The organism is Curtobacterium sp. L1-20 (assembly GCF_048755855.1).
Lineage (GTDB): Bacteria > Actinomycetota > Actinomycetes > Actinomycetales > Microbacteriaceae > Curtobacterium.
The window spans coordinates 3,289,801-3,304,453 of the sequence record NZ_CP151473.1; the positions used below are offsets into that span (position 1 = coordinate 3,289,801).

12 protein-coding genes are annotated in these 14,653 nt (G+C 71.4%); 8 read left to right on the forward strand and 4 right to left on the reverse strand.

Features of this window, described 5'->3' with window-relative positions:
• Positions 1–29: 29 nt before the first annotated feature.
• Together AAEP86_RS16960 and AAEP86_RS16965 are read right to left on the reverse strand one after the other, a co-directional pair.
• Positions 30–1,091 (reverse strand): NADP-dependent oxidoreductase, encoded by a 1,062-nt coding sequence (locus tag AAEP86_RS16960; RefSeq protein ID WP_420368448.1) that lies wholly within the window; start codon positions 1,089–1,091, stop codon positions 30–32.
• A gap of 196 nt (positions 1,092–1,287) precedes the next feature.
• Complete coding sequence (locus AAEP86_RS16965; protein ID WP_420368449.1) at positions 1,288–2,202, reverse strand: metallophosphoesterase; 915 nt, start codon at positions 2,200–2,202, stop codon at positions 1,288–1,290.
• A gap of 150 nt (positions 2,203–2,352) precedes the next feature.
• Here AAEP86_RS16965 and AAEP86_RS16970 point away from each other — a divergent pair, with 150 nt between their 5' ends.
• A complete protein-coding gene (locus tag AAEP86_RS16970) occupies positions 2,353–2,847 on the forward strand; it encodes a hypothetical protein (RefSeq protein ID WP_420368450.1) in 495 nt (164 codons plus the stop codon).
• 3 nt (positions 2,848–2,850) lie between these two features.
• Here the strand turns inward: AAEP86_RS16970 and AAEP86_RS16975 are convergent, their stop codons facing one another.
• Complete coding sequence (locus tag AAEP86_RS16975; protein ID WP_420368451.1) at positions 2,851–3,192, reverse strand: L-rhamnose mutarotase; 342 nt, start codon at positions 3,190–3,192, stop codon at positions 2,851–2,853.
• A gap of 56 nt (positions 3,193–3,248) precedes the next feature.
• Complete coding sequence (locus AAEP86_RS16980; RefSeq protein WP_420368452.1) at positions 3,249–4,622, reverse strand: MFS transporter; 1,374 nt, start codon at positions 4,620–4,622, stop codon at positions 3,249–3,251.
• 197 nt (positions 4,623–4,819) lie between these two features.
• Here AAEP86_RS16980 and AAEP86_RS16985 point away from each other — a divergent pair, with 197 nt between their 5' ends.
• From AAEP86_RS16985 to rhaI, 7 genes are all read left to right on the forward strand, one after another.
• A complete protein-coding gene (locus AAEP86_RS16985; protein WP_420368453.1) occupies positions 4,820–5,821 on the forward strand; it encodes a LacI family DNA-binding transcriptional regulator in 1,002 nt (333 codons plus the stop codon).
• Between the two features lie 162 nt (positions 5,822–5,983).
• A complete protein-coding gene (locus AAEP86_RS16990; protein WP_420368454.1) occupies positions 5,984–7,078 on the forward strand; it encodes a LacI family DNA-binding transcriptional regulator in 1,095 nt (364 codons plus the stop codon).
• A gap of 607 nt (positions 7,079–7,685) precedes the next feature.
• Positions 7,686–9,008: an ABC transporter substrate-binding protein gene (locus AAEP86_RS16995; protein WP_420368455.1), complete on the forward strand. Its 1,323-nt coding sequence runs from the start codon at positions 7,686–7,688 to the stop codon at positions 9,006–9,008.
• Positions 9,009–9,088: 80 nt separating this feature from the next.
• A complete protein-coding gene (locus AAEP86_RS17000) occupies positions 9,089–9,943 on the forward strand; it encodes a carbohydrate ABC transporter permease (protein WP_420370522.1) in 855 nt (284 codons plus the stop codon).
• A gap of 101 nt (positions 9,944–10,044) precedes the next feature.
• Positions 10,045–10,851 carry a carbohydrate ABC transporter permease gene (locus AAEP86_RS17005; RefSeq protein ID WP_420370523.1) on the forward strand — a complete coding sequence of 269 codons (807 nt, stop codon included), beginning with the start codon at positions 10,045–10,047 and terminating at the stop codon, positions 10,849–10,851.
• Between the two features lie 119 nt (positions 10,852–10,970).
• Positions 10,971–13,283 carry a family 78 glycoside hydrolase catalytic domain gene (locus tag AAEP86_RS17010; protein WP_420368456.1) on the forward strand — a complete coding sequence of 771 codons (2,313 nt, stop codon included), beginning with the start codon at positions 10,971–10,973 and terminating at the stop codon, positions 13,281–13,283.
• Positions 13,284–13,477: 194 nt separating this feature from the next.
• Entirely contained in the window at positions 13,478–14,650 is a 1,173-nt protein-coding gene (rhaI, locus tag AAEP86_RS17015; protein ID WP_420368457.1) for an L-rhamnose isomerase, read from the forward strand.
• The last annotated feature ends 3 nt before the right edge of the window (positions 14,651–14,653 follow it).

Here is a 14,653-nt window from a genome sequence, read left to right on the forward strand (position 1 = left end):
CAGCCCAGGACGTCCTCCGTCGGCGGTGGTCAGCTGGCGGGGCTCGCCGATCCCCCGGCCATGGTCTCGGTGTCCGCACCACGCGCGTCGGCGTAGCGATCGCGGAGGTCGCGCGCCTTCTCCGACCGGTACCAGTCGAGCCGCGCACCGGTCTCCACCGTCTGCATGCCGATGACGACCTTGCCGCGGGACTTCATCTCGGCCAGGTCCTCGTACGCCTCGACGATGTACTCGAACGGGTAGAAGCCCGAGATGAGCACCTGCACGCGCCGGTCCTGCACGGCCTTCGCCAGGAGCGTGAGCAGTTCGCGCGTCTCCTCGTCCTCCGCCGGTGCACGGAGGAACCGGACCTCGATGTCCCGGCGCTCCTCGGACGACACGAAGCGTCCGCTCGGGACCCCGAGGCGCTCCGCGAGCCGCTCGGCGTCGCTCTCACCGTGGTTGTCGATGAAGGCGGTGATCGGTCGGCCGCCCGCGATCGCGCGGATCCGGTCCTCCTCGCCGTCGCCGTAGGCGACCGGGAGCGTGCCGATCTGGCGCAGGTAGTCGTGGTTGCGCGGGCTACCGAGGGCGATCACGGTCGCCCCGGCGTCGTGGGCGAGCTGGCACTCGATGTGGCCGACACCGCCGGCCGCCGCGCTGATCACCACGGTGTCGTCCGGCCCGAGCTTCAGTGACCGGACGACCGACACCGCCGTGCACCCGGCGAGGTACAGGCCGCCGGCGACCTCCCAGCCGACGTGCTCCGGCTTCTTGATGACCGCGCCTCGGGGGACGACCAGCCAGGTGGCGTGGGAACCGCCCTCCGGCGCGTGGCCCATGACCTCGTCGCCGACCCGGAGGTCCTTGACGTCCTTGCCCTTCGCGCGGACGATGCCGGCGAAGTCGACGCCCTGCCGAGCCGGGAACTGCAGGTCGATGTGGTCCTTGAGCCGTCCCTCGCGCAGGAACCGCTCGATGTGGTTCAGCCCGGCGGCGACGATCTCGACGACGATCTCGCCCGGCCCGGCGTCGGGGCGCTCCTGGGGGACGAGCTCGACGACGTCGAAGTCGCCGTACCGGTCGTACTGCACTGCACTGCCGATCCGCATGGGTACTCCTTCGTTCGTGTGCACCCGGCCTACTCGGCGTTCCCGTCCGGTGCCCGAACGCGCGGGGTACCCGCCCGCACCCCGTGGCGGGCGAGCGCCCGCCTCGGTCGCGCGGCACGCGTTCGTCAACGGCGAGCGGTCGGTCTGGAGGCGCGTGGCGGCGCCGACCCGCGCCTCCCAACCGGTAGTCGGAGCGTCAGCGGCCGGTGGATGCGTCGATGATGCGGGTCACGGTCTCGGCGTCGAACCGGAACACGACCCGGTCACCCTCGGGGCGCGGGACGCGGACCGGCGTCGACCAGACCGAGCCGTCCTCGGCGAGGTCGACGACCAGCGCTCCGGAGTCGGTCGACGCCGACTCCTCGGACCACGGCCCGACCACGTCGGTGTCGTTCGCGACGCCGGGGGCGACCAGGACCGGCACCCCCGCGAGGCTCCCGGCGAAGTGGTGGTGGTAGTGGCCGGCGAGGACGACCCGCACGTCCGAGCCGCGGACGACGTCGGCGAGCGCGCCCGGGTCCCGCAGCTGCAACGCCTCGTGCAGGGCGGTGGGCGCGGGCAGCGGCGGGTGGTGCAGGACGAGGACGGTGCCGTACGGCGCGGGCTCCTCGGCGAGCACGGTGCGGAGCCGCTCGAGCGTGGGGTCGTCGAGCTCGCCGTACCCGGCACCGGGGACGCTCGTGTCGAGGGTGACGACGCGGCGGCCGGCGACGAGGGACTGCCCCCACACCGGGACCGTCGGCGGGTGGTACTCCATCGTGTGCGCGAGGGGTCGGCCGCCCTCGCCGAGGACGTGCCCGTTCGCGAGGACCTGCCGGAACCCCTCGCGGAGGTCGTGGTTGCCGGGCACGGCGACGAAGGCCGCTCCGTGTCCCTCCGCCCACCCGCCGACCCGGTCGCGGACGGCGGCGTAGGACTCGGGGCTGCCGTCCTCGGACACGTCGCCCGACACGACGACGAGTCCGACGCCGGGGACGTCGTCGACCCGGGCGAGGACGGCCTCGAGCGCGGCCGTGGTGTCGACGGACCCCTGGTGCAGGGCTCCGTCGCCGGTCAGGTGGGTGCCGGACAGGTGGAGGACGCGGAGGGTCCCGGGTGCGGGGGTCTGCATGCCGGCCACGCTAGCCCCGCCCGTGTGGGTGGACCGGAACGGCCGGGGTGGGCCCTCCGCCCCGACCTCTGCTGGGGTCGGGTTTTCCCCACCCCGACCTCGGGTGTCCGCCGTATTTCACCGGACACCCGTGACGCCGACGATGGGTTCATGCACACGAACCCCGCCTCGACGAACCGCTCAGCCCTGACCTCCGCCGCCGCCCTGCTCGGCATGGCGCTCATCGGCGTCACCCTCGCCGGCTGCAGTGCCGTCGAGCAGTACCTGCCGGAGCAGCAGAAGCACTTCGACACCTACTCGGACGCCCCCTCGAAGGCGAACTCCGAGGACGTCGCCTGGTTCATGCCGGGGTGGGTCCCCGAGGACGCACGCGACATCGACGTCCGGCTCGACACCAGCGACCCCGGCTACGTGATCGGGTTCACGTCGGAGGACGGCGTCGACACCGCTGGGTGCTCACCGGTCAAGGGCGGACACGGCCGACCGGCGATGCGTGCCGGTTTCCTGCCGGACGACCTGCCGACCACCGGCCTGCTCACCTGCGGTGACGGACGCGTCACGGTGGAGATCGACGGCCGCTGGTACGGCTGGACGCCGGAGGAGCCGATCGCGTCGGACGCGAACGAGACCCTCCGGACGCAGTGACGATCACTCGGCAGCCGCCGCCAGCTGGTCCTCGAGGTTGAACACCTCCGGCAGCACCCGTGCGGTCTGGTCCGCACGCCCGGTCGCACCGTCGAACAGGTCCTGCATGTGCGCCTCCCACGCCGCGGCCACCTCGGACGCCGCGAGTGACGCGTCGGCCTCGGCGACGGAGTCCGTCTCGTAGTACCCGACGAGCAGCCCGTCGTCGTCGAGGAAGAGCGAGTAGTTCCGCCGACCTGCGGACGCGATCGCTCGGAGCATCGCCGGCCAGACCGCGGCGTGGCGCGCACGGTAGGCGTCGAGGTGTTCCGCTGCCACCTGCAGTCGGAAGCAGACACGGGTCACGTGGTCCGCGCCTCCCGTCCCGCCCGGGAGGCGCGGCGCACGTTGGCCGACGTCGCTCACCGGGGCGTCCGCTCACGACCCGCTCCGGGCTGCTGGTCACGCAGCGCCCGCCGCCGCGCGGCGTGCTCCTCGGGCGTGCGGACTGTCCCCGTGGCGCTGGTGACCGTGCCGTAGCGCTCGGCCTCGATCTCCTCGAGGGACCGACCACGCGTGTCCGGCGCCCAGATCGTGCCCACCAGGAACGACAGCGCGAGCAGCCCGATGATCAGCCCGCCCAGGCCCCGCAACCCGATGTCCGACAGGAGCAGCGGGAACCAGATGCTCAGCAGCCCCACCATCACCCGCGCGGCGAGGAAGAGCACGCCCTGCGCACTGGCCCGGTACCGGGTCGCGAAGAGCTCCGACGTCCAGAGGCCGTAGAACGCCTGCGCGCCGATGCCGGACGAGATGCCCCACGCGATCGCGAAGAACAGCAGGGTGCCGAGGGTCGCCGGCGCGTAGATCAGGACCGCCCACGCCACGATCGCCAGGACGGCGCCGATCGCGTAGAGCAGTCGCCGGCTCATCCGGTCGGCGAAGCGCATGAAGCCGAAGTACGTCGCCGCCACCGTGCACCCCCACACCAGGATCTGCAGCCCGTACTGCTCGGGGACGCTCGTGACACCCGTCGCCGAGTACACGCGCGGCTGGAAGATGCCGGCCTGCCCGGCCACGGTGTTCCACAGCGCGTAGACACCGAACAGGAAGAGCATCGCGGTGACGTTCCTGCGACGGCTGAACAGCTGCGACAGACCGTGGAAGAACCCGGCGCTGCCCGTGGCGGCGCGCTCGTCCTTCCAGATCGTCGACTCGGGCAGCCCGCGTCGGAGCCACCACACGATCGCGGCGACGACGAACAGGTGCGCGAAGATCAGGCGACTGCCGAGCAGACCCAGCGGTGCCGCGGCGATGGCGAGCGCGAACCCGACCATCGGGCCGATCGACCACGCGAGCTGCGCGGTGCCGACGTGCGCGGCGCGCTTGTCCGCCGGTGCCTGCTCGGCGATGTAGGTCCAGCTGGCGGGGACACCCGCGCCGACCGCGATGCCGGTCAGGACGAAGCCGACGAGCAGCATGCCGTAGCTGCCGGCGAACACCGCGAGCAGGATGCCCAGCATGTAGAGCAGCAGATCGTACGTGTAGATGAACTTCCGGCCGTAGCGGTCGCACAGCGGGCCGCCGAGGATCGCGCCGGCCGCGGCGCCGAACGCGTTCGCGGACAGGCTCGCGAGGAGGCCGACCTGCAGGTCCCCGATGTGGAACTGCGCCTGCCAGAGGCTGAGGCTCGTGGCGATCGCGATGATCGACCCCGACTCGATGTAGTTCGACATGGCGACCGAGATCGTCGCCTTCCAGCCCGTGGTGGTGCGGGCTCCGATGCGGACCGCCATTGGTCCTCCTGTCCTGGATTCGTCGGTGAATCGTTTCAAAGAACGGTAGGGACTGTAGGGCGTCGAGGCCGAGGAGCGCAAGCACCGGCCGACGAGCGGGCAGGAACGGTCGGCCACACCCGCCCGACCCGACGTTTCCTGCCCCCTCGGCGCCCGGCGCTCCTGGCGCAGCGCACACCGCGTGTCAAGATGACGGCATGACGGTGAGTGTTCGCGAGGTCGCAGCGCTCGCCGGGGTGTCCCTCGGCACGGTGTCGAACGTGCTGAACCGCCCGGACAAGGTGGCACCGCCGACCGTCGACCGGGTCCAGCGCGCCATCGCCGAGCTCGGCTTCGTGCGCAACGACCAGGCCCGGCAGCTCCGCGCCGGACGCAGCACCACGCTCGGCCTCGTCGTCCTCGACGCGGGCAACCCGTTCTTCTCCGACGTGGCCCGCGGCGTGGAGGACGCTGCCGCCGCCCGGGGTCTCGCCGTGCTCGTCGGCAACAGCGACGAGTCGACCGACCGCGAGCAGACCTACATCGGGCTCTTCGAGGAGCGACGGGTCGCCGGACTCCTCATCACCCCGGCCGGCGACGACCTCGGACGCCTCGAACGCCTCCGCTCGCAGGGCACCCCCGTCGTCCTCGTCGACCGCCAGGCGGACACGTCCGGCTTCCCCTCCGTCTCGGTGGACGACACCCTCGGGGGTCGGATCGCCGTCGAGCACCTCGCCGCCATCGGACGCCGACGGGTGGCCTTCGTCGGGGGCCCGTTCACCATCCGCCAGGTCGCCGACCGACACCGCGGCGCCGTCCAGGCCGCAACGGCCGCCGGCATCGGGATCGAGGTCGTCGAGACCACGTCCCTCTCGGTGCTCGAGGGCCGACGGGCCGGCGAAGCGCTGCAGGCGCGCCCTGCGGCGGACCGGCCCGACGCCGTGTTCGCCGCGAACGACCTGCTCGCCGTCGGCCTCGAACAGGCGTTCATCATGCGGGGCTCGGTACAGGTCCCGGGCGAGGTCGCCATCGTCGGCTACGACGACATCGCGTTCGCCGAGGCCGCCGTGGTCCCGCTCACCTCGGTGCGGCAACCCGCGCAGGAGATGGGCCGCCGCGCGCTCGAGCTGCTCGTCGAGCAGGCGGACGACCCGAGCGCCCCCGGCGAGCAGGTCGAGTTCGCACCGGAGCTCGTGGTGCGGGCGTCCACGGTCGCCTGACCCGGGGTCGCGCCCCATGCTGCGACGGGTCGCCTGACCCCGCGTCGCGCCCCGTGCTGCGGCGGTACCCACCGCGGGACGGGAGGCAAGTGGCGGCCGCGCGCCGCGCCTCCCGTCCGTGCCGTCGCCGGGTCCGGACCGCCGTCGGCCTACGATCGGAGCATGGTGCATGTCCCCCGGCGCGACGGCCCGCCGAGCGTGCACCACGTCGCCGCTGCGGCAGGGGTGTCGCTCGCGACGGTCTCGAACGTCCTGAACCACCCGGAGCGCGTCGCCGAGCGGACCGCCGCCCGGGTGCACGCGGCGATCGCCGAGCTGGGCTACACGCCGAACCGGAACGCCCGAGCACTGGTGTCGGGCAGCACGCGCGCCATCGGTCTCGTCGTGATGTCCCTCCGGAACTCCCTGTTCAGCGACATGGTCAACGGCGCGCAGCTCGAGGCGCGTCGACGCGGACACGCCCTGCTCATCGCGAGCAGTGAGGACGACCTCGAGGCCCAGGCCGACCACCTCGCGTACCTCGAGAGCACCCGCGTCTCCGGGATCCTGCTCGCGACGATGACCGAGTCCCGCGACCAGGTCGACCTGACCCGGCGGCACGGACACCCGGTCGTGTACGTCAACTACGAGCCGTCCGAGGTCGCGGCGTGCTCGGTCGTGGTCGACAACGAGCAGGCCGCGTACATCGCGACGACACACCTCATCGAGCGGGGCTGCCGACGGATCGGCTTCGTCAGCGCCCGACCCGACCTGCAGCCGGTGCACCGTCGTCGGCAGGGTGTCCTCCGTGCCCTCGCCGAGCACCCCGGCGTCGCACTCGTGGACGTCGACGCCGGTGACATCGACCCCGTCGGGGGCACGGACGCCGGCGCCCGGATCGCGCGGATGCCGGCCTCCGAACGGCCCGACGGCGTGCTCGGGGTGACGGACCTGCTGGCCATGGCGGTCGTCACCGAGCTCCGGGCGGCGGGGCTGCGCGTGCCGGAGGACATCCCGGTCTCGGGCTGCGACCACAACTCGATCGCGTGGGGCGGTGCGGTGCCGCTGACCTCGGTGACGATGCACGGGGCGGAGATGGGCGCAGCGGCGGTCGGGCTGCTGCTCGACGAGCTGCAGGACGCGCCCGGGGAGCACGTGCACCGCACGGTGGTGATCGGCAGCGAGCTCGTAGCGCGGGAGAGCACCCTCGGGCGGGCTGCTGCGGCGGCTGCGGCACGGGGGCGGCGGCCGAGCGACCCGAGGTTGCGCGAGAGCTGAGCGGTGGCGGCGCCCGCGGGGGCGCGCGGGCCGCGCCAGGCCAGGCCAGGCCGGGCCGGGCCGGGCCGGGCCGAGTCTCGGCTGGGCGGACATTCCTCGCGCCCCCGAGCCGCGAAACTGTCCGGCTGGCCGAGACTCGGCCCCGCGGCACGCGCCCACGCGCGGCCGCGACCTGCGCCGAGCCGCGACCCGCGCCGCACCCGACGGGAGGCGCGGGTCGACCTGGCAGCGCGCCTCCCGTCCGGCCGCAGCGCACCCGCGGCATCCCGCCCCGCGCCGAGACTCGGCTGGGCGGACATTCCTCGGGCCCCGGAGCCGCGGAACTGTCCGCCGGGCCGAGTCTCGGCTGCGGCGGACCGCGCGAGCGGCGCCGACTGCGCCGGCGGCTGCCCGCGCAGGCGGCGCCGGCGCCGCCCGCGCGGGCGGCGCCGCCGCGGCGCCCGCACTTCCGTAACGAATCCGAGCTAGCGATTGACACGCTTCAATCCGCGTGGTTCCATTCCGATTGAAACGTTCTAAACAGCAGCACCGGAGTCCGCAGCGGAGCGGGATCCGGGTCCGTTTCACCCCGGGGTACCCCGCCCCGGGCCTTACGAGGAGGTAAGGAATGTCAGCTCGCTCCCTGACCACCAGGCTGATCGCCATCGGCGGCGCCACGGTCCTCATCGGCGGCCTGGCCGCGTGTTCGTCGGGCGGCTCCGCCGACACCGGCAGCGGCGGCGGGAAGGTGCAGATCACGTACCAGGCCGACAACTCACCCGCGACGGCCGCCACCGCGAAGCCGCTCATCGCCGCGTTCGAGAAGGCGAACCCCGACATCACGGTCAAGTTCGACACCCGGCCGCAGGGCACCGACGGCGACAACCTCGTCAAGACGCAGCTCTCGACCGGCGAGATGGCCGACGTCTTCAACTACAACTCGGGCTCGCTCATGCAGGCCCTGAACCCGGACAACACCCTCGTCGACCTCACCGACCAGAAGTGGGCGAAGGACGTCGACCCGCAGTTCACGAAGGTCGTCAGCACCAGCAAGGGCATGTACGGCGCTCCGTTCGGCACCAGCTTCGGCGGCGGCGTCATGTACAACAAGAAGGTCTACGAGAAGCTCGGGCTGAGCGTCCCCACCACCTGGGACGAGTTCATCAGCAACAGCGAGAAGATCAAGGACTCGGGCGTCGACCCGATCATCCAGACCTACGGCGACACCTGGACCAGCCAGCTCTTCGTGCTCGGCGACTTCGCGAACATCACGGCGCAGCAGAAGAACTGGGCCACCCAGTACACGAAGAAGAAGGAGTCCTACGCGAAGGAACCGGCCCTCGCCGGCTTCGAGCACCTCGCCGAGGTCAAGGACAAGGGCCTGGTGAACGAGGACTTCGCGTCCGCGACCCAGGCGAACGGCCTGAAGATGCTCGCCGACGGCACCGGGGCGCAGTACCCGATGCTGACGAACGCCATCTCGACCCTGCAGCAGGACAGCCCGGACGCGGTCGACGACATCGGCGCCTTCGCCCTCCCGGCCGAGAACGCCGACGACACGAAGCTGACGATCTGGGAGCCGAACGGCCTCTACATCCCGAAGACGTCAACGGGCGACAAGTTGGCGGCGGCGAAGAAGTTCATCGCGTTCGCGAACTCGAGCGAGGGCTGCAAGGTGCAGAACGACACCGGCACCCCGGGCGGCCCGTACGTCATCTCCACCTGCACGCTCCCCGGCGACGTGCCGCCCATGATCGGCGACCTGCAGAAGTACCTCGACGACGGCAAGGCATCGCCGGCGCTCGAGTTCCTCTCCCCCATCAAGGGCCCGAACCTCGAGAAGATCTGCGTGCAGGTCGGCTCGGGCATCTCGTCCGCGGCGACGGGCGCGAAGCAGTACGACCAGGACGTCGTGCAGCAGGCCCAGCAGCTCGGCATCAAGGGCTGGTGAGGTCGGTGACCGCGACGCTCACGACGGCGGTGGCACCGCCGCAGACCACCAAGGCCGGGCCGGGACCGGCGCGCAAGCGGATGCGCTCGTTCTACCCGGCGTGGTTCTTCATCCCGGCGATCGCGCTGTACGTCGTGTTCTTCGCGGTCCCGACCTTCGCGGGGTTCTACTTCTCGCTCACCCGCTGGACGCTGTTCGACCAGACCTTCATCGGCTTCGACAACTTCGTCCGGTTCTTCCAGGACCCGCAGCTCGTCTCGGGCTTCGTGCACACGTTCGAGTACGGGTTCGTGACGAGCGCGGCGAAGGTGGTCATCGGACTCGCCCTCGCCCTGCTCCTCACGAGTCCCGTGCTCGGCCGCGGGTACCTCCGCGCGGTGGTGTTCTTCCCCGTGCTGGTGTCGACGATCGGCATCGGCATCACCTTCAAGGCGCTGATGGACCCGTTCCACGGGATCATCAACACGGTGCTGGGCGGGATGGGCCTGCCGACCCCCGGGTGGCTGACCGACCCGGCCCTCGCGCTCTGGAGCGTCGCCGCGGTGGACGTCTGGAAGGGTGTCGGCATCGCGACGCTCATCTTCATCGCCGGCATCGTCGCCATCCCGCAGGAGTACTTCGAGGCGGCCCGCGTCGACGGAGCGAGCGCGTGGACGATCTTCCGGAACATCACGCTGCCGTTGTCGCGGCCGGCGATGGGCACGGTCATCATCCTGTCGCTCATCGGCGGACTGCGGTCGTTCGACCTGATCTGGGCGATGACCGGCGGCGGCCCGGGCTTCACCAGCGACGTCATCGCGAGTGTGATCTACAAGCAGTACCAGGCCGGGTTCTACGGGCTGTCGACCGCCGGCAACGTCGTGTTGTTCATCGTCGTGACGGCGATCATGATCCCCATCTCGTGGCTCATCAACCGCAAGGAGGCGGACCTGTGACCGCAGTCACCACCCCCGGGTCCGGCCACGCACCGGACCGGACCACCCGCCGCCCGGGACCGACAGGCGGGAGGCGCCACCCCGGGCGCGCTCGCAAGTGGATCATCGGGTCGATCGCGATCGTGGTCAGCTTCGTCGTCTTCCTGGTGCCGTTCGTCTTCGTCCTGTTCCAGGCGGCGAAGAACCCGGCCGAGGCGAACCAACTCGGCTTCAGCCTGCCGACCGAGTGGCAGCTCTGGCAGAACCTGCAGACCGTGTTCCAGTCCGGCGACGGCGGCATCCTCCGGGCCTTCTGGAACAGTGCGGTCCTCACCGTGGGCAGCGTCATCATCATGGTGGTGTTCTCCGCGATGGTCGGCTACGTCCTGCAGCGCCGCCCGAGCAGGTGGAACGGCCTGATCAACTTCTTCGTCCTGGCCGGGCTCATCGTCCCGCCCGCGATCGTCCCGACGATCTGGGTGCTGCAGGGGCTCAACCTGTTCAAGACGATGGGTGGGATGATCCTCATCGAGGCGACCTTCGGCCTGTCGTTCTGCATCCTGCTCTTCCGGGCGTTCGTCGCGACGATCCCGAAGGAGCTCGACGAGGCCGCCGTGCTCGACGGCGCCGGCCCGATCCGCCTGTTCTTCGGGGTGGTCCTGCCGCTCCTCAAGCCGGTCATCATCACGGTCGTCCTCGTCCAGTCCGTCACGGTGTTCAACGACTTCACCAACCCGCTGTACTTCCTGCCCGGGTCCGAGAACGCCACCGTCCAGCAGACGCTGTACGCGTTCCAGAGCCAGTCGGTCAGTCAGCTGAACCTGCTGTTCACCGACGTGCTGCTCATCACGATCCCCCCGCTGATCCTCTACGTCTTCTTCAACCGCCAGATCGTCGCCGGCATGACCAGCGGCGCCGTCAAGGGCTGACGCCCGACCCCGGCCTGGAGGCGCGGCTCGCCTCCCCCGGTCGCCCCACCTCGACGGGACGGCCGGGCCCACGACCCCGCTCCGGTCGACGACGACCGGTCGCGTGAAAGGACCACCACATGACCACCTGGACCGCATCGTTCATCGCGAGCGACGACGACCTCGGGAGCGCACCGATCCTGCGCCGGGAGTTCGCCCTCGACGACGGCCACGGGGCCGTCACGAGCGCCACCCTCGACGTGAGCGCCCTCGGCGTCGTCGAGGCGTGGCTCGGCGGCGAGCGCGTCTCCGACCACCTGCTCGAGCCGGGCTGGACGAGCTACGAGTGGCGCATCCGTGTCGCGTCGCACGACGTGACCGCGCACCTCGCCGGGACGGCTCCCGGTGGCGCCGCCGTCCTCGCGCTCGTGATCGGCAACGGCTGGGCCGCCGGACGCCTCGCCTGGGGCGGTGGCGGAGGCTGGTACACGGACGAACGCGCCGGGTTCGCCGAGCTCCGCATCACGTTCGCGGACGGCCACCAGCAGACGGTCGCGACGGACACCGCGTGGCAGGCCCTGTCGAGCGCGATCACCGCCGACCAGCTGTACGACGGCGAGGACGTCGACGCGCGGCTCCGCGACGGCTCGTTCCTGACGCCGGGCGAGGTCACCGTGCCGAGCGTCGACGGACACGAGGGCCGGACGAGCGGCGTGCACACCGTCGACACCGGCGAGCGGGAACTCGTCGCGGACACCGTGCCGCCGGTCCGGCCCCTCGCCGAGATCGCACCCGTCGAGGTCTGGACGAGCCCCTCGGGTGCGACCCTGATCGACTTCGGGGTGAACCTGGTGGGCTGGCTCCGCGTCGTCGCCTCCGGTCCCGCCGGCACGGTGCTCACCCTCCGGCACGCCGAGGTCCTCGAGCACGAGGAACTCGGCACCCGCCCGTTGCGCTCCGCGAAGGCGACCGACCACTTCACCCTGAGCGGGGGCGAGGACCGCTTCGAGCCCCGCTTCACCTTCCACGGCTTCCGCTACGCAGAGGTGGAGGGCTGGCCCGGCACTCTCGACGAACTGCGGACGGCGGTCACCGCCGTGCAGGTCGGCTCCGACCTCACCCGCACCGGCACGTTCGCGTCGAGCCACGACCTGCTGAACACCTTCCACGACAACGTGGTCCGCGGCATGCAGGGCAACTTCCTCAGCGTGCCGACGGACTGCCCGCAGCGCGACGAGCGGCTCGGCTGGACCGGCGACATCGCCGCCTTCGCACCGACGGCGTCGTACCTCTTCGACACGCGGACGTTCCTCGGCGACTGGCTGCGCGACGTGTGGCTCGAGCAGCAGCACGCCGAGGGCGTCATCCCGTTCGTCGTACCGGACGTGCTGAAGTACTCCCCCGCCGAGGACTTCGGCAAGCCCGACGCCACCGCGATCTGGTCCGACGCCGGGGTCTGGGTGCCGTGGACGCTGTACCGGGCGTACGGCGACACCGCGGTCCTCGAGCAGCAGTTCGACTCGATGGCCGCCCACCTCCGCCGGATCCGCGACCACCTGTCGCCCGAGGACCTCTGGGACACCGTGTTCCAGTTCGGCGACTGGCTCGACCCGGACGCCCCGCCGGAGGCGCCCGCCGACGCGAAGGCCGACAAGGGCGTCGTCGCGACGATCTGTGCCTTCCGGTCCGCGACGATCGTGGCGGAGGCGGCCGAGCTGCTGGGCGGCCACGAGGCGGAAGCGGCCGAGTTCCGGGAACTCGCCGCGCGCCTCCAGGCCGGGTTCCGGAGCCACTACCTGCTGGACGACGGCCGGATCCTGTCCGACGCGACCACCGTCTACACGCTCGCGATCGTGTTCGGCGTCCTCGACGAGGAGCAGGAGCGACGGGCCGGCGACCGGCTGGCGGAGCTGGCCGAGCAGTCCGGGTACCGGATCTCGACGGGCTTCGCGGGGACGCCGTTCATCACCGACGCGCTCACGCGGACGGGCCACCTGGAGGACGCGTACCGACTGCTCCTGCAGACCGAGTGCCCGTCGTGGCTGTACCCGGTGACGATGGGTGCGACGACGGTCTGGGAGCGCTGGGACTCGATGCTGCCGGACGGCACCATCAACCCGGGCGAGATGACCTCGTTCAACCACTACGCGCTCGGCGCGGTGGCGGACTGGATGCACCGGGTGGTGGGCGGGCTCGCGCCGCTGACACCCGGGTACGGATCGGTGCTCGTCGCGCCGCAGCCGGGCGGCGGCCTGACGTGGGCGGAGACGACGCTCGACACGGTGCACGGGCACGTGGCCGTGCGGTGGGAGCTCGCCGGCGGCGAACTCGTCGTCCGGGCCGAGGTGCCGGACGGCGTCGACGCAGTCGTGCGCCTGCCGGGCCTCGACGAGCAGCGCGTCGGGGGCGGCACGCACGAGTTCCGCGCGCCGGCGGCCGTCCCGGTGCCGTAGGGCGGCACCGCACGCTCGTGGAACCAGGTTCCGGACACAGCACCGCGGAAGAGCGTGGTGCGCTGTCCGGAACCTGGTTCCGGCGGCCGCGACACCACCATCACCGCACCCGCCACACGAACGACCCGCTTGCGCGGTCCTCGCGCAGCGCGTACCGTATGAAACGATTCAATCGCACACGAGGAAGTGACACGATGACATCGACCCCGAGCTTCGCCGGCATCGCCGACCAGCTGGCCCGACAGCAGATCGAGCTCCCGAGCTGGGCCTTCGGCAACTCCGGCACCCGCTTCAAGGTGTTCAGCACGCCCGGCACGCCGCGCGATCCCTACGAGAAGATCGCCGATGCCGCCCAGGTGCACCGGTACACGGGGCTGGCGCCGACCGTCGCGCTGCACATCCCGTGGGACCTCGTGGACGACTTCGCCGACCTCAAGCGCCACGCCGAGGAGCACGGCGTCTCCCTGGGCACCGTGAACTCGAACACCTTCCAGGACGACGACTACAAGTTCGGCGCGCTGACCCACGTCGACGAGACGATCCGGCAGAAGGCGATCGACCACCACCTGCGCTGCATCGACGTGATGGACGCCACCGGCAGCCGCGACCTGAAGATCTGGCTCGCCGAGGGCTCGAACTACCCCGGACAAGAGGACATGCGCTCCCGCCAGGACCGCCTGCACGAATCGCTCAGCACGATCTACGACCGCCTCGGCGCCGACCAGCGGCTGGTGCTCGAGTACAAGTTCTTCGAGCCGTCGTTCTACCACACCGACGTCCCCGACTGGGGCACGAGCTACGTGCAGACGAGCGCGCTCGGCCCGAAGGCGATGGTCTGCCTGGACACCGGCCACCACGCCCCCGGCACGAACATCGAGTTCATCGTGATGCAGCTGCTCCGCCTCGGCAAGCTCGGTTCCTTCGACTTCAACTCGCGCTTCTACGCCGACGACGACCTGATCGTCGGGGCCGCCGACCCGTTCCAGCTGTTCCGGATCCTGGTCGAGGTCATCCGCGGTGGCGGGTACGACAACCCCGACGTCGCGTTCATGCTCGACCAGTGCCACAACATCGAGGACAAGGTCCCCGGGCAGATCCGCTCCGTGCTGAACGTGCAGGAGATGACGGCGCGGGCACTGCTCCTCGACCGCGTCGCCCTGACCGCGGCGCAGGAGGCCCACGACGTCCTCGGCGCGAACGAGGTCTTCATGGACGCCTACCAGACCGACGTCCGGAAGGACCTCGCCGCGTGGCGGGAGTCCCGCGGGCTGCCGGCGGACCCGATGCGCGCCTACCGCGACTCCGGCTACCAGCGGCAGATCGCCGAGGACCGCGTCGGCGGCGTGCAGGCCGGATGGGGCGCGTAGGAC